This window comes from Pedobacter sp. (assembly GCF_037719805.1).
In the GTDB taxonomy this organism is placed as follows: Bacteria; Bacteroidota; Bacteroidia; order Sphingobacteriales; family Sphingobacteriaceae; genus Pedobacter.
In genome coordinates, this window is record NZ_JBBJLZ010000001.1 from 752,780 (window position 1) to 775,237 (window position 22,458).

Here is a 22,458-nt window from a genome sequence, read left to right on the forward strand (position 1 = left end):
CTTCGTGTACACTGCTAATCGGCAGCCTTAAATAAAATTAAAACCTTGTCAAATGAAAACGTTATTCAAATCGATGGCATTCCTGTCTGCATCATTAGTTGTTGTTCTTTTTACGGCGATGAATTTTAAGCCTAAAAAAATCATATTCTTTGGTGATTCCATTACTCAGGCGGGTGTTCAACCGGGTGGTTATGTAGACCTGATTAAAAAGGCGCTTGATCCTACCAAATATGAAGTGATCGGAGCAGGAATAGGTGGAAATAAGGTCTATGATCTTTTCTTTAGGATGGAAGATGATGTATTGACAAAGAAGCCTGACCTAGTAGTGATCTATATCGGTGTGAACGACGTGTGGCACAAAGCTTCCAGCAGAACAGGAACTGATTACGACAAGTTCTCCAAATTCTATCAGGGCCTGATCACCAAGATCCAGAACAATGGTGCTAAGGTGGTTTTGTGTACACCTGCCGTTATTGGAGAGAAAAAGGACGGTGGTAATGAAATGGATGCTGATCTTGACAAGTACTCAGGTGCAATCCGCGAATTGGCGACTAAAAATAGCTTGCCTTTATGTGATTTGAGAACAATGTTCAAAGAATATGATGCTGCGAATAATCCAGACAATAAAGAAAAAGGGATATTGACAACTGATGGTGTGCATTTGAACGCATTGGGAAACCAAACATTGGCAGATAAATTATTGCCCTTAGTAAAATAGTATTACGTGTTGTAATACCAGTAATCTCAAGAATACACCCTATGATTAATCAGGATACCATAAACAAGATCATGGACACTGCCCGGATCGAGGAAGTGGTTGGTGATTTTGTGGCCTTAAAAAAGCGCGGTACAAGCCTGATTGGCAATTGTCCTTTTCACAATGAGAAAACCCCTTCTTTCCATGTCTCGGTAACGAAGGGTATTTACAAGTGCTTTGGCTGCGGTAAGGGCGGCGACTCCGTCCATTTCGTAATGGATCATGAGAAGTACTCCTATCCTGAGGCACTTAAATTCCTCGCCAATAAGTATAATATTGAAGTCGAGGAGACGCTGCAGTCGCCTCAAAACATTGAAGCACAGAATGCCAGGGAAAGTTTGTACATCGTTTCTGAATACGCAGCTAACTATTTTGCGAATGAGCTTTTCACTGGCGATGAAGGTCGTGCTATTGGCCTTAGCTACTTCAAAGAACGCGGTTTCAGGGAAGACATTGTAAAGAAGTTCCAGCTCGGTTATTCACCAGATGTATGGGATGCTTTGATTCAAAATGCGCTTGCTGCAGGGCACAAAGAAGAATACCTGGAGAAAGCCGGCTTAGCGATACGAAATGACAAGGGCAAAGTCTACGACCGTTTCAGAGGTCGTGTGATGTTTCCTATCCACAACTTTACCGGCCGGATAATTGGTTTCGGTGGGCGGACTTTAAAGACAGACAAAAACGTTCCCAAATATGTCAATTCTCCCGAGAGTGACATTTATCATAAATCGAACGTTTTGTATGGCCTCTTTCATGCAAAGAAGGCGATCAGAGATACTGATAATTGTTACCTGGTCGAGGGTTATGCCGATGTGCTCGCTGTTCATCAGGCCGGCATCGAGAACGTAGTGGCTTCGTCAGGAACCTCATTAACAGTGGAACAGATCAGGATGATCGGTCGTTTTACTGAAAATGTGACTATTTTGTATGATGGAGATGCAGCGGGAATAAAAGCTTCTCTAAGAGGATCAGACATGATCCTGGAAGAAGGCTTGAACGTTAAAGTTGTTTCCTTTCCGGATGGGCATGATCCCGATTCTTATATGCACCATATGGGTGCTGCTGCTTTCAAGAACTATATAGAGAATTCAAGAAAAGACTTTATTCTATATAAGGCAAATATCCTCTTAAAGGAAGCCGGCAACGATCCCATTAAGCGGGCTGGAATTATAAAGGATATAGTTGAAAGCATTTCGAAGATACCTGACGATATCAAGGCTTCCATATTCATTAGAGAATGTAGCAGTTTGTTGCAGATAGAGGAAAGGATTTTACTTTCTGAACTCAACAAAATGAGGGCTGCGAAGTTTAAGAAAGCGAGCAACAACAACAATGCTGCACCTTCTTATAATCCAAATCAGGAAGGCCCTCCAGATAATCTCTTTGAAAGTCCGGATTCATCAACATCTTTAGTTGCCACAGAGACAGCAACAGATAATGATTCTATCCAAGAGCAGGAGATCGTGAGGTTACTGCTTGCTTTCGGTCATGAGCTTGTTAATTGGGATAAGATTGACAACATGTATATTGGTTCGTTCATTATGCAAAACCTTTCGGATGTGACGTTTGAAGATGCCTTATGCGGTCGTGTTATCGAAACCTATCGGGAGGAGATTGAGAATGGACACCTTCCGGTTGCAAATCAGTTTATAAAGAGCGAAAACAGGGAGATAGCGGATCTCGCTATTACCTTATCTACTTCGCCATATATGCTCAGCGACAACTGGTACAATAAGCATAAGATTTATGTGCGCGACGAGACGGTCAACTTGAAAGCGACTATTCTTGGGGGCATTTATCATTTAAAAAAGCGTAAGGTAGACCGTATGTTATTTCAGCTTTTGCAGGAAATAAAGACAGAGGAAGATCCAGTGAATCAAGAGATCTTGATGTCACGTTATTCTTTCATTAAAGGAGTTGAAAAAGAGATCTCCAAATTCCTGGGGTCGGTTATCCTTAAATAATGGCCAGCCACAATGAACTTGGTAAGAGAGGTGAGGAGATCGCAAAAGAATATCTGGAAAACAAAGGTTACCAAATCTTAAAGATGAATTGGCGTCACAAACGTGCGGAGATTGATTTGATAGCAAAGCACGATGGCACGTTAGTTTTTGTAGAAGTCAAAACAAGAAGCTCTGCTAACTTTGGAAACCCTGAAGAGTTTGTAGACTGGAAAAAGGAAAAGCAGCTTGAGTTTGCTTCTCTATTTTATATTGAACAAAGTAATCATGAAGGAGAAATACGCTTTGATATCGTGGCAATCACCATGGATACTAAGAAAAGCTATAGTGTTCATCACATTGAAGATGCGTTCTGGCCAAGTTAATACCGCTAGTTCTGGTGAAAGAACTAGCGGTATGGAAGATCTTATTTTGAAGCAAGCGTCGCAGGGTCGCTAATATAACCCGTATAAGTGATGGTTTGTCTGTTATTGCTGATCACACTTAAGGAAGCGTAACCCTTTTGACTGATATTCAACGTCATAGATAACACATCAGATTTTGTGTCCGCAGGCCTGATCGTAACTATATAGTTTCCTTTTTTCTTTTTGTCAGCTTTATAGCTAAACTCTTTCGTATTGAACTTTATTCCACCTTCATTAGGGTTTCTTGGAGCCATATAAGACCGGCCATAATATGGCAGATAAGCATCTACATTGTCCTTTGCTACCGTAAGTTGATACACATCACCTCTCAATGGAACTACTCCTGCACCAACTGATCCCGGCATTTTGCTTAGTATTGCGTTGATCTCCGAAGAATTCATCGGCTGCGCACTTGTTGCATTAAAAATGAAGTTCTTGCCCTCTACCAATTTTATTGTAGTGGCTTTATCTGTTTGAGCTGATACTTGAACTGTAAAGAACAGTATCGCGATTAATAACATGTTTTTTAGCGTTTTCATAATACTTGGTTGTTTATGTGAATATACGGAATTCTTTTGACTTCTAATAAGAGAACAAATTAGAAGTCAAAAGGTTACGCTACTGTGAGATTATTCGCGGAAGACAAAACTTATCTCCAGTTCTTGTATTGATTGATCAGACCATTGGTAGAACCGTCATGACTGGTTACCTCAGCATCGTCTGCTAATTCCGGTAAAATACTTTTGGCAAGTTGCTTTCCAAGCTCGACACCCCATTGGTCAAAGCTGAAGATATTCCAGATAACGCCCTGTACAAAGATCTTATGCTCATAGATCGCGATAAGGTTCCCTAAACTAAACGGAGTGACTTTTTTAAGTATAATCGAGTTCGTTGGTCTGTTGCCTTCAAAAACTTTAAACGGCGCCAATTTCTCGATCTCTTCGGCAGACTTGCCATCTTTCTCTAATTCCGCTGTTACCTGCTCCTTCGTCTTACCGTTCATCAGCGCTTCTGTTTGTGCAAAGAAGTTAGATAGTAGAATTTGGTGGTGATCTCCAAGTGGATTTAGACTTTGCGCAGGGGCGATAAAGTCGCAGGGTATTAATCTTGTACCTTGATGTATCAGTTGATAAAAAGCGTGCTGACCGTTAGTACCAGGTTCGCCCCAGATAATCGGGCCAGTTTCATAACTCACCTCGTCGCCATTTCTGTCCACATGTTTACCGTTACTTTCCATGTCTCCCTGTTGGAAATAGGCTGCAAAACGATGCATATATTGGTCATATGGTAGGATAGCCTGTGTTTCTGCACCGAAGAAGTTGATGTACCATACGCCGATCAACCCCAGGATAACCGGTATGTTAATCTCAAACTCCGTTACTTCAAAATGTTGATCTGCAGCGTGTGCACCCGCAAGCAGCTGTTTGAAATTATCGAAACCAATACTCAAGGCGATAGGTAAGCCGATTGCACTCCATAAGGAGTATCTTCCGCCGACCCAATCCCAAAACTCAAACATATTTTCAGTATCAATACCAAAAGCAGCAACGTCTTTTGCGTTTGTAGACAAAGCGGCAAAGTGTTTTGCAATATCTGCTTCTTCAGCGCCATGATCCAGGAACCAGCTGCGTGCAGTATTTGCGTTAGTCATCGTCTCCTGGGTAGTGAAAGTCTTTGATGCTACTAAGAACAAAGTAGTTTCCGGATCTACAAGCTTCAAAGTTTCTGCAATATGGGTTCCGTCGATGTTAGAAACAAAGTGGAGTTTCAAGTGGTTTTTATAGGCTTTAAGTGCTTCTGTTACCATCACCGGACCAAGGTCTGACCCTCCGATACCGATATTAACAACGTCGGTGATTGGCTTGCCTGTGTAACCTTTCCAATTTCCTGAAATGATCTCCCCAGTAAACTTTTCCATCTTGACGAGCACTGAATGGACATCCGTCACTACATTTTTGCCATCTACTTTAATCTCCCCATTTGCCGGTTCCCTAAGAGCTACATGAAGTACTTGCCTACCTTCAGTCTCATTTATCTTTTCACCACTAAACATGGCCTTTATCGCTTCGTCCAGCTTGCACTCTCTCGCCAGCTGAATTAAAAGCGCCAGGGTAGTATCGTCAATCCGATTCTTCGAATAGTCAACGAGGATATCTTCAAAAAGAAGGGAGTATTTCTCAAACCTTGCACTGTCTTCTTCGAAGAGCTGCTTCAGGTTTTTTTCGTTGATGCTGATGAAATGGTCAGCAAGATATTTATAGGCTTCTGTCTCTGTAAAATTTATAGTTGGGAACATATGGTATTGTGTTTTTTGTAAATGTAATGGTTTATTTTATTTGCTAAAGTTGAATCCTGATAATTACTACTTAACGAAATTACCCGCCTATAAATACTATATTTAAAATATAAACATCAGACAATGAAGAAACTTTACTTTATGTTGCTTGTGCTCAGTTCTGTTAACGCCTTAGGACAAAAGAATGTTTTAAGAAAGGCGATCTCCAGTAAGGCTTTAAGTATTGAGCAAAAGGTAATTGCATGGAGGAGGGACCTTCATGAACACCCTGAGTTGGGGAATAATGAAGTGCGGACTGCTGCCATCATTGCCAAGCATTTGCAGTCGCTCGGGATAGCCGTAAAAACAGGCGTAGCAAAAACTGGAGTAGTGGGTATATTGAAAGGGGGAAAGCCCGGTCCTGTTGTTGCCTTAAGGGCAGATATGGATGGTTTACCGGTTACCGAACGGGTTAATTTACCCTTCGCCTCTAAAGTTAAAACGACTTACAACGGTCAGGAAGTAGGCGTAATGCATGCTTGTGGACACGACACGCACGTCGCAATTCTGATGGGCGTTGCTGAGGTACTGGCCTCCATGAAAAATGACATTTCGGGAACGGTTAAGTTTATATTCCAGCCTGCGGAAGAGGGCGCTCCGGTGGGCGAAGAAGGTGGGGCGGAACTCATGGTGAAAGAAGGCGTGCTGGAGAACCCTAAAGTAGAAGCCGTGTTTGGCTTGCATATCAATTCTCAAACCCCTGTTGGAGATATTACTTATAGGCCCGGTGGAACCATGGCTGCAGTAAACGATCTGAAGATCACAGTTACGGGCAGACAGGCGCATGGTGCTTATCCATGGAGCAGTATAGATCCAATTGTAATTTCATCACAGATTGTAGGCAACCTGCAGACCATCGTTAGCAGAAATTTGAACGTTACGGAAAACCCCGGTGTGGTAACCATAGGTGCTATAAATGGAGGCGTAAGATCTAACATTATCCCAGAAAAGGTGGAGATGCTGGGCACCATAAGAAATTTCAGTAAAGAAGATGAGACGATGTTCATAGAACGTGTTAAAACCATTGCAACCAAAACCGCCGAAGCTGGTGGCGGCAAGGCTGAAGTTCTCTTACCTTACAGCTCACATTATCCGGTTACCTTTAACGATGTTGCGCTTACGGAAAAGATGCTCCCCAGCCTGGAAGCGACTGCGGGAAAGGCCCATGTTAAATTGAAGCCACCGGTTACTGGTGCAGAAGACTTTTCGTTTTACCAGGAAAAAGTTCCAGGCTTGTTCATCTTCCTGGGAGGAATGCCGTTAAATGGTAATCCTAAAACGGCGCCTTCACACCATACACCAGATTTCTTCATTGATGAAAGTGGTTTTACACTCGGCGTCAACGCCCTTTGTAACCTGGCAATTGATTATATGGTGTTGAAAAAGTAGGCCTGTTCGACACTTCAATCAGGTATTAATTAACAATTTTAGTTAAGTTTGTGACTATGACAAAAGAACAAATTCAGGATTTAAGGGACAGAATAACGTCGCTGAGGAGGCATCTTTGACGTCGAAACACGTTTAGAAGATATATATGTTGAGCAGCAAATGACACTGCAGCCCAACTTTTGGGATGATCCCAAAAAAGCAGAACAGCACATCGCACAGATCAATTCAAAAAAGGTCTGGACGGATGCCTGGCAGGAAGCGAATACTTTACTGGAAGATACACAGGTAATGTTTGAATTCTTTCAGGGCGGAGATGCTTCGGCGGAAGAGATGGAGGAGCAGTTTGATCTGTGTAAAGAAGCTGTTGAAACTTTGGAGCTGAAGAATATGCTCAAAAACAAAGAGGATCAGTTGCCTGCTGTAATGCAAATTACCGCTGGTGCCGGGGGTACGGAGAGCTGCGACTGGGCTTATATGCTCATGCGTATGTACATGATGTGGGGTGAAAAGAACGGTTATAAGATCTCTGAGCAGGATTATCAGGAAGGTGAGGTAGCCGGACTTAAATCTGTGACCATTCAGTTTGTAGGTGAGTTTGCTTATGGGTATTTGAAAGGAGAAAATGGGGTGCATCGATTGGTAAGAATATCGCCATTTGATTCAAACGCCCGCAGACATACCTCCTTTGCATCTGTTTACGTTTACCCACTCGTTGATGATACGATTGAGATTGAAGTTAAAGACTCTGAGATCGAATTTGAGACGTTCCGCTCAGGTGGTGCCGGTGGTCAGAATGTAAATAAAGTGGAGACCGCTGTTCGTTTGTATCACAAGCCTTCAGGTATTGTGATCAAGAACCAGGAGTCCCGTTCACAATTGCAAAATAAAGAAAACGCGATCAGGTTATTGAAATCGCAGTTGTATGAAGCAGAAATGCGCAAACGAATGGAAGCAACTGCATTAATTGAAGGGAACAAGAAGAAGATTGAGTGGGGTTCACAGATCAGGAGTTACGTGCTGGACGATAGGAGGGTGAAGGATCACCGAACCAATTTCCAAACTTCCAATCCGCAGGCCGTACTGGATGGGGATATCAATGACTTTTTAAAAGCATACTTAATGGAATTCTAATATGAAATACTTCATTGCTGTACTTATGATCGTTGGCTTATTTAGTACCTTAAAGGGACAGGAAGTGATCAAACTTTATAAAGGTACGGTACCGGGCTCAAAGCCTGCACCGGCAGATTATAAAGAAGAATCGCCGGTTGGCGGAGATAAGATCACCCGGACAGCAAAGGTGACGGAGCCTACTATGATCGTCTACAAACCTGAAAAGGGGAAAGCGACGGGTGCCGCTGTAATCATCTGCCCAGGCGGAGGTTATGGTATCTTAGCAATCGATCATGAAGGGTTTAACGTGGCCAAGCGCTTCACTGAGATGGGAGTCACTGCTTTCGTGTTGAAATACCGCTTACCAAGTGATGCCATCATGGTTGATAAATCTTTCGGGCCGTTAATGGATGCAGAACAGGCGATATATCTGGTTAGAAAGGATGCAGTTAAATGGGGCGTTAACCCTAAAAAAATAGGCATTATGGGCTTCTCTGCAGGGGGGCACCTTGCAGCCACACTTACCGTCCATTATAACGATAGTAAGATAGAGAACAAGGAAACGATTAGTCTTAGGCCTGACTTCTCTATTTTAGTATATCCCGTAATTACTTTTGGCAAGTATACCCATGGGGGCTCAATGGCCAATTTACTTGGCCCAAATCCTACGGATGCTCAAAAAGAATATTTCTCTAATGAGAAGCATGTTACCTCAGACACACCTCCAACATTTTTAGTACATGCAAACGATGATGGCGCAGTTCCAGTCCAGAATAGCATGGATTTCAATGCAGCACTGGTTGCGCACAAAGTGAAAGGCGAGATGCACATTTACCAGGGTGGCGAACATGGATTTGGTTTAGACAACAAAACTACGTCGGACGATTGGTTTGAGCGACTGCACAACTGGATGACCAGTAATCAATTTTTATAGGTCAGTATTCACTAAAATGTCCTGAAGCTGCTTAAGCTCTTCTACCTTTTCCTTTGAGCCTGCGTTCTCATATGCGGAAATTAAATTCCTAATCACACGCCGTATGATCTCTACATTGCTACAGGGGGCATAAAAGCCCGGCTGAGGATCAAGGTTAAGCTGACGAAGAAACTGGTCTACGTCGTGCTTTCCAAATATCGCACCTTTATTAAATGCGTTGATGTAAAACAGCACACCAAATTCATGTTCCTCCCTTTTGCTTTCATCGATATACCCTAGTATAAAATGTTGTGGCAAGTTGACGCCATAAACAGGGATATCAAGCTTCTGCGCGAGTGTGGAATAAATAATGGCCAGGGAGATCTGATTTCCTTTTTTACTTTCCATAACCTGGCTAATAAAAGAGTTTTGCGGATCAAGGTGATTTTTTGTGTTACCTCCGAAGCCAAATACGTTATAGAAAATATGGTTGATCAGCTTAATTTTCTCAATGGAACTCATCTCATATTGTAAACCAAGCCATATTTCGCGCTTAATCTCTTCAATCTGTAAGATGATCTTCTCCTCATTTAAATCCGGATACTGATAACGGTTGATTACTAATGCGCCCTGAAGTAAATCAAACGCTCCACTTTGATACCAAAGATTTAAATCTTCCTTTACGGTATTGAATTGAATTTTATGAACAATGTTTTCAATCCTTTGTTGTAGCAGTGCATCTAACGAATGTTCCCAAGTGTCTTCTAGAAAATCAACGACCTCATTGCCGTATTCCAGTAACTTTTCTTCCACATGCTGGAAAACCTCTTGGTCCGGGTCATCTAACAGTTTGACTAATGCACTTATTTCTTTAACGTTTTCCATTAAACATCCAATTTTGAATCCCTACTTTTGCGATTATGGTCTTTAATTTTATTAGCGATTACGTTAAGCATCGCCTGACTTCAAAAAGCAGGCATGGAACCCACTCTCCGTTTGTTTATAAATTGACTGATGAGGTAATTTACGATTTTAAGTCTAAAGATGATTACAAAACCATAGAGGCTCAGCGAAAAAAACTTTTGAATGACGATTCCATGGTTAAGGTAACTGACTTGGGTGCCGGCTCACATTTAAATAAGAATCGGACCAAGAAGGTGCGTCAAATCGCAAAAAATGCATTGAAGAGTCCCAGACTTGCCCAGTTAATTTATCGCCTCGCGAAGGATAACGATCCAAAGAGCATTATCGAGTTGGGAACATGTTTGGGTATCACAACTGCATATCTTTCTAAAGCTTGTCCGGATGCCGATATTATTACCATTGAAGGGTGCCCAGAAACGGCTAAAGTGGCTTACAATAACTTTCGCCAGTTAGACCTTGACAACGTAGAGCTGCAGGTAGGAAACTTTGACCATTTGCTTCCACATGTTATTGCAGAGCAGCCTCAACTTGACTTTGTGTACGTGGATGGTAACCACCGGAAGGATGCAACCATTAATTATTTCAATTGGTGCCTTCCTAAGGTGCATGAGGGATCATTACTGATCTTCGACGATATTTACTGGAGTGAGGGAATGAAAGAAGCATGGGAAGAGATTAAGGCAAATCCCCAGGTTACTGTTACGATTGATCTCTTTTGGATCGGTTTGGTGTTTTTCAGGAAGGGCCAGGTTAAAGAGCACTTTAAAATTAAATATTGAGCTTCCGGCATTGCCTAAAGCGTTTCATGCGAGCATCATCTGTGCGCTAGTATAGTTAAGGAATCAGGAACATTCCGAGATACTGACTAGTGCTTCTTTGCTTTCGGTCTTCGGTTACAAAGCCGAGATAAACGTGAACTTCTGCTCCTTCGAAATCTTCTCCGAGTTGCAGCATTGCTTTACCCTCTACTCTTTTTGCTAAACTGACGTCATAATTGGCTTGTTTGCCATTGATGTCGTAAGCTACAGCAATCGCGCGATCGTTATAGGCGAAAGGACCTGTTGTATCCCAACTGAAATTTACGATTCTCTCCGCTGTTACCTCCGCTTTGAGTCCAGTTCCTGAATAAAGAGAGCCATGGCTGATACATGCCAGAGCCGGATCTACATAATGAAATGGATCCAGGCCGAAGACGGCATTTTTGCTCAAGAACGATTTGGCGCCATTAAAGCCGTGACAATTTTCCATGTAGCCGGCAAAGCCGATTCTTAAGACTTCAGTTAATGGCTGTAACCAAGTCTGGGAAGTCTTGAATTTCCATCGGTTAGCTGTTTCTTTCTTTGTAGGTTCGGTGGACCTCAACTCGGAGATGCCTCGCATGATATCTTGTTCCATCAGGCGATACCCCACAACGGCTCCTGCTTTTCCTTTGAATCCTCCAAGAATCCCCTTTTTAATTACTGCCATATCGACTTTATATTTGGTTATAGGTGAAATACTAGCAAGCTTTTAATAGGCCCGGACTTAACAGGCATTTACCTGGGAGTTAAAAGGGAGTTGATAGGCGCAACCTCCCTATTAAGTCCCTGTCACCTCCCTGTTATGTCCCTGTCGGGTCCTTGTCAATCCAGACCCTATCCTAGCCTTATTAACTGCCTTGTTAATCAGTGGTTTAAAAACGTTATACGTAAAGTTAAACATTTTTAATGAGTTGTTTCATTTTTGTTTAACACATCATCTTCCTGAATTTATTTCAGAACCTCGGCATAGTATTTATAGCAAGTCCGAGGTCCCGGCATCCGCCGGGAGGACGATGGTCAAGACTTTTAAAACGCTTCCGCAAGACTGATATAAAAGCCGGTTTGGCGCTTTTCGTTTGCACGTTTTTCTCCTATACCGTAATCAACCCTTACGCTTAAGCCTTTTTCAGGGTCGAAGAAATACCTTCCACCACCACCGTAAGATGGCTTAAAGCTTTTCATTGCGAAGTCTTTGTTATCGAAAACCTGACCAGTTCCTGCAAATAGGACCAATCCAAACCGGTTGTTGTAGCGATAACGAAGTTCTGTCTGGGCCGCCAGCAAATTGCGGTCCCTGTATCGCCCGGTATAATAGCCCCTCATGATCTCATCATTACCCAATTGTGGAAGGAGATAAAATGGAGTGTTTTTCCCCTGGATGGAATGAAACAATCCGTTTACACCCAAAACGAACTTACGAGACAAAGGCCAGAAATTACGGACATTTACCTTGAACAAACTTCCGTTGAAATTATCCCCTCCAAAGAAATCCGGCGCATATTGATAAGTGATCCTGCCCATAAAACCTTTGGTTGTATAATTGTTTGAATTTCTAGTGTCGTAGCTTTGGGATAAACCGGCATAAAAAACCGATCCACCCACTTTGTGTAGCAATGACTGGTCAGTTGTAAAGATTCCCCCAACAACCTTGTCGTCAAAATGATAGTTTTCAAATCCTAAAGAGAATCCTGTGTAGGCATTCCTTAGAAGCATCTTTTCGGCTTCAAATACCACTTTTACGGAACCTTGAACTAGTCTGTCTTCTTCACTCTCCAGGGTTTTGTTCCCGATGCCGTAAAAATCAAAGGGCATCTTTCTGAAGCGTGTTTCTGCTATGTAATGGTGCTTGTTGCCCTTTGTCCATATGTCGCTTTTGAGCGAAACATTGTATTGCCCTTTTGTAGAGACAGAAACAACGCTTGAAAAGTTGGAGCTCCTGTTAGTCAGGTCTTCCCGATCCAGATAAGTAGAAAACAAGGCTCCAAGACCGAACTCCATTCCTATTTCCTGGGTGTATCTAAAAACGGGTACCGGCATAAAACTGGCCTTCCTTGACGAATCAGTTTTGTCGGATAAGTAGCGTTCGATTAATTTCTTTTGCCCAAAGACGTTTGCAACGATAACAACTAATAAGGTGCAAAGCGAAATTTTCTTCATTGGCCTAAAATAATGGAAAGTTTTAACAACTACAGCCGTTTAACAACTTTGAGGCCAATAATAGCAATTAGAGACTTAATCAGAAATATGCTATTTTTGCGGCAAGAAAATTGGAAATGATGAGTACAACAAGAGGACCTATATCTCAATTCATGGAGCGTAACTACCTCCATTTTAACGCTGCGGCTATGATGGATGCAGCTAAAGGATACGAAACTCATTTGGATGAGGGTGGTAAAATGATGATTACGCTAGCAGGAGCAATGAGTACTGCAGAGCTGGGAATCTCGTTAGCAGAAATGATCCGTCAGGATAAAGTTGCAATAATTTCATGTACAGGAGCAAATCTTGAAGAAGACATCATGAACCTGGTTGCTCATTCACACTATAAAAGAGTACCTAATTACAGAGATTTAAGTCCGCAGGATGAGTGGGATCTTTTGGAGAACCACTATAATCGTGTTACTGATACCTGTATTCCAGAGGAAGAAGCCTTCAGAAGGTTGCAAAAACACATTCATAAGATCTGGAAAGATGCTGATACAGCAGGAGAACGGTATTTCCCTCATGAATTCATGTATAAAATGCTACTAAGCGGAGACTTGGAACAGTATTATGAAATAGACCCTAAAAATTCATGGATGCTAGCAGCAGCGGAGAAGAATCTTCCGATTGTTGTTCCAGGATGGGAAGATTCTACAATGGGCAACATTTTCGCTTCTTACGTAATGAAATCTGAGTTGAAAGCAACTACCATGAAAAGCGGTATCGAGTACATGGGCTGGCTGGCTAACTGGTACATTGCTAATAGCGACGGTAAAGGGATTGGGTTCTTTCAGATTGGCGGCGGTATTGCGGGAGATTTTCCGATTTGTGTTGTTCCTATGCTTTATCAGGACATGGAAATGGAGAACATTCCATTTTGGAGTTACTTTTGTCAGATTTCTGATTCGACAACTTCCTATGGATCGTACTCTGGAGCAGTGCCTAATGAGAAAATTACCTGGGGTAAACTTGACATTCATACCCCTAAATTCATTGTAGAATCAGACGCAACGATCGTTGCTCCACTGATGTTTGCATGGATATTAAAAATGTAATTCATAATAACAAATACATCTTAACGGATGCGTAAATGAGAATCAGCAAATTTGAGAAAATTGCTGATTTTCGCTGTTTAAAGGCCGTTAGGAGAACTATTTAGATTGATTATAAATTGTATTTACTGTCATTTCTTTGTCACTGGTAAGTTATTAAATTTTACTTTTGTGGACGTTTTGGTGGGGAGCTTCACTTCTGTCCTCAATCGTGTCAAACAGATTTTTTAAAAAAAAGCATAAAATACTCATTATGAGGAATATCTCATTGATCGTTAAAAGAGTTATGAAGTCTGCATTCGTTATTGCGGCTCTCTCTGTTTTAACTGTTTCTGCAACACAGGCGCAAGATGTAGCTGAAGGCAGGAAACTTTTTAAAGAGAATTGCAGCTCTTGTCACCAGTTAACCAGCAATAGTGTAGGCCCTGCGCTTACACCTAAGCTTACTGAGCTAGATGAGGCGTATGCAATTAAGTGGATTAGGAACTGGAAGGCTCTAGTTGATGCTGGCGATAAGCAAGCGATTGAAGCTTCAAAGTTCTCGCCGGCGGAAATGACAACCTTCCCAAGGTTGAAAGACGAACAGATCAAAAGCATTATTGCTTATGCGAAAGCAGGTGAGCCTAAGAAAGCTGCTGAAGCGGGTGCTGGTTCTGGAGAAACTACCTCTGAAACTCCATCTACGTTTTCGATAGCAGGTATCGTAGCCATCATTTTGATTTCAATTTTAGTGCTGGTAATATTAGGCCGTGCGGCTAAAATGTTAGAGCGTCTGATCTTACAAAAGCAAGGTGTTGTTATTGTAGAGGAGGAAACGATTCCATTCAGTACAGGAATTAAGGCACTGTTCAAAAACAAGAAATTTGTAGGGTTTGTAGTCCTTCTATTGTTAATCAGTTTAGGATCGTTTGGTTGGATGGGTATGTGGAATACAGGTGTACATACAGGTTATCAACCAGCACAGCCGATCAAATTCTCTCATGAGTTGCACGCAGGAACAAATCAGATTGATTGTCAGTATTGTCACCAGGGTGCATTCAAGTCAAAGAATTCAACTATTCCATCAATGAATGTTTGTATGAACTGTCATAAGTCGGTCCAGGCAACAGAGAAGTACGATGGTCAGATCTCTCCTGAGATTCAGAAAATTTATGCAGCCTTAGGATACAATCCGGAGACTCAAACTTACGATCAATCTAAACAGAAGCCTGTAGAGTGGGTACGTGTTCACAAACTTCCTGATTTTGCATATTTCAACCATTCGCAGCACGTTGTTGTTGGTGGGGAAGCAATCAGAAAAGAAAAAGGATTAAAGCCTGAAGAACCTGTTTGTTTTGCTTGCCATGGTCCGGTAAACACTATGGAAGAGATCTATCAATATTCTCCTTTAACCATGAAATGGTGTATCAACTGTCACAAAGACACAGAATTGGTAGATGCCAAAGGAAATGCATTCTATGATAAGATCATTGAGGCACATGATAAGATCAAGAAGGGCGAGAAAATAACCCCTGCTGCTTTAGGTGGTTTGGAGTGTGGCAAATGTCACTATTAATAGTTTATTAGAAAGAACGTTCGATAAAAGTAATAGAGCTTAAATGGAAAGCAATAAAAAATACTGGAAAGGCTTGGAAGAGTATAAAAATACTCCCGATTTTGCTGAGGTCAGCAAAAACGAATTCTCAGAGCCACTTCCTATAGAAGATGTTTTAAACGAGGCAGGGTTAAGTACAGTTACTCCGCGCCGTGACTTTCTAAAAGCTTTAGGCTTTGGATTAGGAGCGGTGACTTTAGCAGCTTGTCAGACTGCCCCTGTTCACAAATCTATACCTTACTTAGTTAGGCCTGAAGAAGTAGTTCCTGGAATTCCAAATTTCTATGTTTCTAGCTTCAACGGCCAGAGTGTTATTGTTAAGACAAGAGAAGGTAGACCCATTAAAATTGAACCTAATCTTAATGCCGGTCCTTTCAACCGCGGTACTGATGCACTAGCACAGGCATCTGTACTTGATCTTTATGACGTCTCGAAATTAAGAGATCCGATCATCAACAAAAATGAGAAGGCCAGCTGGTCTGAGATCGATACTTTCGTAAAAGCTGAGCTTACTAAAGCACAGGCATCGGGAAAGAAGATAAGGATCATATCCTCATCGATCACTAGTCCGTCATCCTTAGCTGTTGTTGCAGACTTTACAGCCGCTTACCCTGCCACTCAATTGGTTCAATATGATGCTGTGTCTTATACAGGAATCATCAGAGCAAATGAGAATAGCTTTGGTAAAGCGGTAGTTCCAAAATACAATTTTGATAAGGCTGATCTGGTAGTAAGTTTTGCTGCAGATTTCTTAGGTACCTGGTTAAGCGGAGAAGAATTCACTGCACAGTACGTATCAAACAGAGATTATAAATCTCTGAGTAAAGGAAAAATGTCACGTCACTTCCAATTCGAAGCTGGGATGAGCATGACAGGTACTAATGCGGATACAAGAGTACCTATTAAGCTTTCTGAAGAAGGACCCGCGTTAATCACTTTATATAATGCAATAACAGGGGCTAATTTAGCTGGTGCTTCACTACCAAACAATGTAACTGCCGATAAGGCATTGAAATTGATTGCTAAAGAATTAGTACAAAATAGAGGTAAAGGCCTTGTTGTTAGTGGATCTAATGACGTTTCTACTCAGATTTTGGTCAATGCGATCAACTCTGCCATTGGAAGTTACGGTACTACCATTGATCTTGATAATCCTTGCAAACGTTACTCAGGAAACGATGCTCAGTTTACAGAACTGATCAACGAGATGAATCGCGGTGAGGTTGCTGCGGTTATGTTCTTGAACAGCAATCCGGCTTATGATGTTGCTAATACTAAAGCCTTTAAAGATGCTTTAAGTAAAGTGGCTTTAAGATTGTCGTTCTCAGACAGATTGGATGAGACCGCTGCATTGTGTAATGTAATTGCTATTAACCATAACTATTTAGAGTCATGGGGTGATGCCAGTGCTTACGAAGGTTACTACTCTATCGTTCAACCAACTATCAATCCGGTTTTCAATACCCGCCAGGCTGAAGAAAGTTTATTGATCTGGGCTAATGCACCAGTGAAAGAATACTATCAGTATGTGCGCAACAATTGGGAAGCAACAGTACTGCCTGCTTTAGGTAAAACATGGAAAGATGTTTTACAAACAGGAGTATTTATTGCTGCACCTAGACCTGCTGGAGCTTATACCTTCAGTTTATCTCTTGCCGCAGTTATTCCGTCCATCCTGGCAAACAGTAAAGCTTTGGCTAAGGACATTGAGCTTCAGGTTTACGAAAGTGTACCTATGCGCGACGGAAAGCATGCAAACAATGCATTTTTACAGGAATTACCTGATCCGGTATCGAAAGTTACCTGGGATAATTACATCGCCCTTGCGCCTAAGTTTGCTGAAAAGTTAGGCTTCAAAGAATTCGACGTCGTATCTATTAAGGACGAGAGAGGTTATACGATTGAATTACCAGTGCTTATCCAACCAGGACAAGCTCAGGGTACTGCTTCTATTGCGTTAGGTTATGGGCGTACTATGGTTGGTAAAGCAGGAAATAACGTTGGTCAGAATGCTTTCCCTTTTGTAAGCTTTACTAACGGTACCAACAAGTATGCTACTACGGTTAAATTAGAAGGTACCGGCAAAAGAGAAGAACTGGCGCAAACACAAACGCACCACTCTTTTGAAGGAAGAAATATTATTCGTGAAGCTTCCTTCACGGAATACAAAAAGAATCCTGCAGCAGGATCTGGAAACGAGCATGCGAAACATAAAACTTATGATTTATGGGACACTTACGAGAAGCCAGGCAATAACTGGGTAATGGCAATTGATTTAAATGCCTGTACTGGTTGCGGATCTTGTATTGTAGCATGTAATGTAGAGAATAACATCCCTGTAGTAGGGAAAGATGAGGTTCGCAGGCGAAGAGAAATGCACTGGATCCGTATCGATAGATACTATAGCTTTAATACAGAGGGTGGAGAACATGCAGAAGAAGCTCATGGTGAACATAGCACTGGCATCAGCTCTGTAAGTAAAGAAGATGACATCGCTCATCTGGAAAATCTTGATAACGTATCTGTTGTGCATCAGCCGATGTTGTGTCAGCACTGTGATCACGCACCATGCGAGACGGTATGTCCGGTATTGGCGACTGTTCACTCCTCAGATGGCTTAAACCACATGGCTTATAACCGTTGTGTTGGTACACGTTACTGCGCAAATAACTGCCCATATAGAGTTCGTCGTTTCAACTGGTTCAATTACTGGAATGATTCACGTTTCGATAACTACTTGAACAATGAGTTCACTCAGTTGATGTTGAATCCGGATGTAACTGCTCGTTCAAGAGGTGTTATGGAGAAATGTACAATGTGTATCCAACGTATTCAAGGAGGTAAGTTAAAAGCAAAGCTAGAGCGACGTCCACTAAAAGACGGTGAGATCAAAATGGCTTGTCAGGAAGCTTGTTCTGCAAATGCGATCATCTTCGGTGATGGAAATGATCCTAACTCGGAAGTTTCGAAAGCACTACGTAGTGAACGTGTTTACTATGTATTAGAAGAGATCAACACACAACCAGGTATTGGTTATATGACAAAAATTAGGAACACAGGTACTACAGTACAAGCGTAAGCTGATATTAAAAGAAATATAAATTATGTCAGGACATAAGGAATCAATTTTAAGAGAACCATTAATCACCGGTAGTGATATCACGTATGCAAAGATTACGAATGATATTTTATTGCCAGTAGAGAATAAGCCAAACAAGGCTTGGTGGATCGGATTTATACTTTCACTTTGCGGTGCTACTCTTTGGGTGGTTGCTGTGAGTTACACCTTCTGGTTCGGAATTGGAGCCTGGGGTTTGAATAAGACGGTAGGATGGGCATGGGATATCACCGGTTTCGTATGGTGGGTTGGTATTGGTCATGCTGGAACACTAATTTCCGCAGTACTTTTACTCTTCCGTCAGAACTGGCGAAACTCTATTAACAGGTCTGCAGAGGCGATGACTATCTTCGCCGTTATCTGTGCAGCTACCTACGTAGTCTCACACATGGGAAGACCATGGTTAGCGTATTGGGTATTGCCATTGCCGAATCAGTTTGGTTCACTATGGGTAAACTTTAACTCACCGCTGGTTTGGGATATGTTTGCGATCTCCACTTATTTCTCGGTATCACTGTTGTTCTGGTATACAGGCCTTTTGCCTGATATTGCTTCTATCCGTGACCGTGCGACTGGAATGAGACGTAAAGTATATTCTATCTTTTCTTTTGGCTGGACTGGTAACGTTAAAACCTGGCAGCGATTTGAGACGGTATCGTTAATTCTTGCAGGTATCTCGACACCTCTTGTACTTTCTGTACACACGATTGTATCGATGGACTTTGCAACATCTGTAATACCTGGATGGCATACAACAATCTTCCCTCCATACTTTGTGGCTGGAGCGATCTTCTCTGGATTTGCGATGGTGCTTACTTTATTATTGGTTGCACGTAAAGTATTGGGTCTGGAAAACTACATCACCATGTTCCACATCGAATCTATGAATAAGATCATCATTCTAACAGGATCTATTGTGGGTGTAGCTTATATCACTGAGTTCTTTATTGCCTGGTATTCTGGTTCTGAATACGAACAATACGCATTTATCAACCGTTCAACAGGACCGTACTGGTGGGCGTACTGGATGATGATGACTTGTAACGTAATCTCTCCACAGTTGTTATGGTTCAAAAAGATCCGTACCAGTATTCCTGCTACCTGGATACTTTCAATTGTAGTAAATATCGGGATGTGGTTTGAGCGATTTGTAATTATCGTTACTTCACTACACCGTGACTATCTTCCTTCAAGTTGGGCGATGTTCTATCCGACCTGGGTGGATGTGAGCGTATTTGTTGGTTCAATCGGACTATTCTTTACTTTATTCCTATTGTTCTTAAGAGTACTTCCTTCGATTGCGATTGCAGAGGTGAAACTATTGTTGAAGAGCGCAAGTGAGCAAGCTAAGTTAGAGCAAATTAAAGATGGTCATTTGGATAAAGAACAGGTTACGGAGTACGTAGAGTCTTTAGAGAAGTTTGATAGTGTTAAACAAGAACAATACGCAAAAATATAACAATGGGTAATATCAAATATATTTTAGGCAGCTTTGGTGATCCTGATGAAATGATGCATGGCATCGAAAAGCTTCAGGAAAAGAACATCTCCATCCATGATGTCTATACGCCAATGCCTATTCACGGCATAGAAGCTAAGTTAGGATTGAAAAGGTCGAGGTTAGATATACTTGCATTCTTTTGCGGTATTGCTGGAACGGCCTCCGCTTTTGCATTGATCTACTTAACATCAGTAGTGGACTGGAAACATAACATTGGTGGTAAACCAGCACTGGCGCTTCCAGACTTTATTCCAATCATGTTTGAGGTGACTATTCTGTTTACCGCGTTTAGTCTTGTCGGTGCTTATTATGCATCAACCCATCTTTTTCCAGGAAGAGCTCCAAGGGTGATGGATTTAAGAGCGACTGACGACAGGTTTATCATAGCTATCGATGCGCAACAAAATGTTGAGCATACAGTGATTGATGGTTTATTAAAAGATGCAGGTGCTTTGGAAGTGAAGTACAATGAAAGGAAGTATGTTAGCTATGAATAAGAATAGAGTTGTTTTGGCATCATTTTGTATTCTTGCAGGTGCTGTAACGTTTTCAGCATGCAGGGATAAGCAAAGCACGGGATTGGAATATGCAAGAAATATGTATGATCCGATTGCACCCGATTATGATACGCCTATATCTACAGATAACGAGCTGTTAAAAAGTTTTAATGGCCATACTGCACAAACCCCTCCTCGAAATACATCGCCGATTGGCTTCGTTGAAGAGGATACGTATTCAAATACTAAAGAGGGTTATGAGGCAGCTGGCGTAAATCTTACCAATACAGTGGTTCAGGCAACAACAGATGAACTTTTGGAAGGTAAACACTTATATAGAGTGATGTGTGGTCCTTGTCATGGTGAGAAGGGCGATGGACAAGGACATCTTGTTAAAATAGAGAAGTTCAATGGTGTGCCATCTTTTAATGATCCGGAAAAAACTTCTTCGAGAGGCGGTTTGATGAAGGACCTTCCTGCAGGAAAGATCTATCACACTATAAAATATGGACTGAATGCAATGGGATCATATGCGTCCCAATTGACTCCAAAAGAGAGATGGAAAGTGGTAATGTATGTTCAACAATTACAAAAAGGAAAACAGTAAAGAAGAAATAAATGGGAACTCATAATTATAATTTAACTGAGCAGTTTGAGTTTACAGGTAAAGCAAAGACCTTAAGTATCGTCGCCATTGTATTAGGCGTACTTTCTATAGGATATGGCTTTTCTGCAGAGGCGCTTCATGAGCGTACTTTTGCAAACTTGTTACTTATGGCTTATTATTTCGCTTGCGTTTGTATGTCCGGCGCTTTCTTTCTGGCTGTTCAATTTGTAGCACAGGCAGGTTGGTCGGCATCTATTCTTCGCGTACCTCAGGCTATGGCAAAAACACTTCCTATCGCGGTTGTCATTTTGTTAGTAGTTATAGGCGCTGGTCTTTACACACATAATTTGTATCATCATTGGAATGCACCTGGTCTGACCGTTAAAGGTGATCCAAACTACGATAGTTTAATTGAAGGTAAATCTGCCTTCTTGAATGTGCCTTTTTTCATGGCACGTCAGGTCGTGTTCCTTGGAGTATATAGCTTCTTTGCATTGCTTTTAAGCAAGCTTTCCAGCAACGAAGATTTGGCAGGAGGCTTAACCTCCTACACAAAGAGTTTTAAATATTCTTGTATATTCCTTGTGATCTATGGTTTCACTACGCCAATATTTGCTTTCGATACGATAATGTCTTTAGAGGCACATTGGTTTTCAACGATGTTCGGTTGGTATAATTTCGCTGCAATGTGGGTTAGTAGTTTGGCTACGATAGCAATCATCATCATCCTTTTAAGGAAAGCAGGATATATGGGCTGGGTAAACAACAGTCACTTACACAACTTAGGACAATTCATATTTGGTTTCTCTATATTCTGGACTTACGTTTGGTTTGCTCAGTTTATGTTGATCTACTATGCGAACATGCCTGAGGAAACGGTATACTTTTATAAAAGATGGGAGAGCTTTGAGTTCTGGTGGTATCTGAACTTGGTATTAAACTTCTTAGCTCCTGTTTTATTGTTAATGGATAGGGATAATAAAAGACACGAAAATATACTGCTGACGGTATCTATTATTGTTTTGTGTGGTCACTGGGTAGATTACTACCAAATGATTATGCCAGGTACAGTAGAAGAGCACCATGGATTTGGCATCATTGAGATTGGTACTGCTATTGGTTTCGTTGGATTGTTTACCTTTACGGTATTGCGCTCTCTAAGTAAAACGCCTTTAATAGCGAAGAACCATCCGTTTTTACAAGAAAGTTTAAATCACCATTTGTAATTGGTGATTAGATAGATAAATAACTAATAGTATAGTAGAAATACAGTGTTACTACTTTTAAAGAA

At 41.5% G+C, this 22,458-nt stretch carries 19 protein-coding genes; 14 read left to right on the forward strand and 5 right to left on the reverse strand.

From position 1 onward, the window contains the following. Positions 1-52: 52 nt before the first annotated feature. Genes WKF66_RS03420 through WKF66_RS03430 form a run of 3 tightly spaced genes read left to right on the forward strand, consistent with a single transcriptional unit; the run spans position 53 to position 3,083 of the window. Entirely contained in the window at positions 53-718 is a 666-nt protein-coding gene (locus WKF66_RS03420; protein WP_489673001.1) for an SGNH/GDSL hydrolase family protein, read from the forward strand. A gap of 41 nt (positions 719-759) precedes the next feature. After that, entirely contained in the window at positions 760-2,721 is a 1,962-nt protein-coding gene (dnaG, locus tag WKF66_RS03425; protein ID WP_489673002.1) for a DNA primase, read from the forward strand. After that, entirely contained in the window at positions 2,721-3,083 is a 363-nt protein-coding gene (locus WKF66_RS03430) for a YraN family protein (protein WP_489673003.1), read from the forward strand. The genes dnaG and WKF66_RS03430 overlap by 1 nt, the downstream gene beginning before the upstream one ends. 41 nt (positions 3,084-3,124) lie before the next feature. On the opposite strand, the gene WKF66_RS03435 is transcribed toward WKF66_RS03430, so the two are convergent. Then, complete coding sequence (locus WKF66_RS03435) at positions 3,125-3,661, reverse strand: DUF4251 domain-containing protein (protein WP_489673004.1); 537 nt, start codon at positions 3,659-3,661, stop codon at positions 3,125-3,127. Positions 3,662-3,771: 110 nt separating this feature from the next. Further along, positions 3,772-5,418 carry a glucose-6-phosphate isomerase gene (gene pgi / locus WKF66_RS03440; protein WP_489673005.1) on the reverse strand — a complete coding sequence of 549 codons (1,647 nt, stop codon included), beginning with the start codon at positions 5,416-5,418 and terminating at the stop codon, positions 3,772-3,774. A 123-nt stretch (positions 5,419-5,541) separates the two neighbouring features. Here pgi and WKF66_RS03445 point away from each other — a divergent pair, with 123 nt between their 5' ends. The 3 genes from WKF66_RS03445 (at position 5,542) to WKF66_RS03455 (ending at position 8,893) form a co-directional block, all read left to right on the forward strand. Beyond that, positions 5,542-6,846 carry an amidohydrolase gene (locus WKF66_RS03445; protein ID WP_489673006.1) on the forward strand — a complete coding sequence of 435 codons (1,305 nt, stop codon included), beginning with the start codon at positions 5,542-5,544 and terminating at the stop codon, positions 6,844-6,846. Between the two features lie 56 nt (positions 6,847-6,902). Next, positions 6,903-7,977 (forward strand): peptide chain release factor 2 gene (prfB, locus tag WKF66_RS03450; RefSeq protein WP_489673007.1). Its coding sequence is split into 2 segments (ribosomal slippage): positions 6,903-6,962 and positions 6,964-7,977, totalling 1,074 coding nucleotides; the frame shifts between segments, so codons are not numbered across the junction. A gap of 1 nt (position 7,978) precedes the next feature. Then, positions 7,979-8,893, forward strand: coding sequence for an alpha/beta hydrolase (locus WKF66_RS03455; protein ID WP_489673008.1), 915 nt, complete (start codon positions 7,979-7,981; stop codon positions 8,891-8,893). On the opposite strand, the gene WKF66_RS03460 is transcribed toward WKF66_RS03455, so the two are convergent. Then, positions 8,888-9,757 carry a transglutaminase-like domain-containing protein gene (locus WKF66_RS03460; RefSeq protein ID WP_489673009.1) on the reverse strand — a complete coding sequence of 290 codons (870 nt, stop codon included), beginning with the start codon at positions 9,755-9,757 and terminating at the stop codon, positions 8,888-8,890. The two genes, WKF66_RS03455 and WKF66_RS03460, sit on opposite strands and share 6 nt — an antisense overlap. Before the next feature lie 35 nt (positions 9,758-9,792). Between WKF66_RS03460 and WKF66_RS03465 the strand changes: the two genes are divergently transcribed. Next, positions 9,793-10,575: an O-methyltransferase gene (locus WKF66_RS03465; RefSeq protein WP_489673010.1), complete on the forward strand. Its 783-nt coding sequence runs from the start codon at positions 9,793-9,795 to the stop codon at positions 10,573-10,575. A gap of 55 nt (positions 10,576-10,630) precedes the next feature. Here the strand turns inward: WKF66_RS03465 and WKF66_RS03470 are convergent, their stop codons facing one another. Together WKF66_RS03470 and WKF66_RS03475 are read right to left on the reverse strand one after the other, a co-directional pair. Then, positions 10,631-11,263, reverse strand: a complete 633-nt coding sequence (locus WKF66_RS03470; protein ID WP_489673011.1) for a DUF6266 family protein — start codon at positions 11,261-11,263, stop codon at positions 10,631-10,633. 359 nt (positions 11,264-11,622) lie between these two features. Further along, a complete protein-coding gene (locus WKF66_RS03475) occupies positions 11,623-12,753 on the reverse strand; it encodes a BamA/TamA family outer membrane protein (RefSeq protein ID WP_489673012.1) in 1,131 nt (376 codons plus the stop codon). Positions 12,754-12,872: 119 nt separating this feature from the next. On the opposite strand from WKF66_RS03475, the gene WKF66_RS03480 reads away from it, so the two are divergent. The 7 genes from WKF66_RS03480 to WKF66_RS03510 all read left to right on the forward strand — a co-directional run bounded on the left by WKF66_RS03480 (position 12,873) and on the right by WKF66_RS03510 (position 22,393). Further along, entirely contained in the window at positions 12,873-13,853 is a 981-nt protein-coding gene (locus WKF66_RS03480; RefSeq protein WP_489673336.1) for a deoxyhypusine synthase family protein, read from the forward strand. A gap of 250 nt (positions 13,854-14,103) precedes the next feature. Continuing rightward, positions 14,104-15,405, forward strand: a complete 1,302-nt coding sequence (locus WKF66_RS03485) for a c-type cytochrome (protein WP_489673013.1) — start codon at positions 14,104-14,106, stop codon at positions 15,403-15,405. A gap of 43 nt (positions 15,406-15,448) precedes the next feature. Further along, positions 15,449-18,523 (forward strand): TAT-variant-translocated molybdopterin oxidoreductase, encoded by a 3,075-nt coding sequence (locus tag WKF66_RS03490; RefSeq protein ID WP_489673014.1) that lies wholly within the window; start codon positions 15,449-15,451, stop codon positions 18,521-18,523. A 25-nt stretch (positions 18,524-18,548) separates the two neighbouring features. Then, the gene (nrfD, locus tag WKF66_RS03495; protein WP_489673015.1) at positions 18,549-20,021 is read left to right on the forward strand and encodes an NrfD/PsrC family molybdoenzyme membrane anchor subunit; all 1,473 of its coding nucleotides are present in this window, start codon (positions 18,549-18,551) and stop codon (positions 20,019-20,021) included. Between the two features lie 2 nt (positions 20,022-20,023). Continuing rightward, the gene (locus tag WKF66_RS03500; RefSeq protein ID WP_489673016.1) at positions 20,024-20,560 is read left to right on the forward strand and encodes a DUF3341 domain-containing protein; all 537 of its coding nucleotides are present in this window, start codon (positions 20,024-20,026) and stop codon (positions 20,558-20,560) included. Further along, positions 20,553-21,167, forward strand: a complete 615-nt coding sequence (locus tag WKF66_RS03505) for a c-type cytochrome (protein ID WP_489673017.1) — start codon at positions 20,553-20,555, stop codon at positions 21,165-21,167. Before WKF66_RS03500 ends, WKF66_RS03505 begins: the two co-directional genes overlap by 8 nt. Before the next feature lie 11 nt (positions 21,168-21,178). Beyond that, the gene (locus tag WKF66_RS03510; protein ID WP_489673018.1) at positions 21,179-22,393 is read left to right on the forward strand and encodes a quinol:cytochrome C oxidoreductase; all 1,215 of its coding nucleotides are present in this window, start codon (positions 21,179-21,181) and stop codon (positions 22,391-22,393) included. Positions 22,394-22,458: the final 65 nt, after the last annotated feature.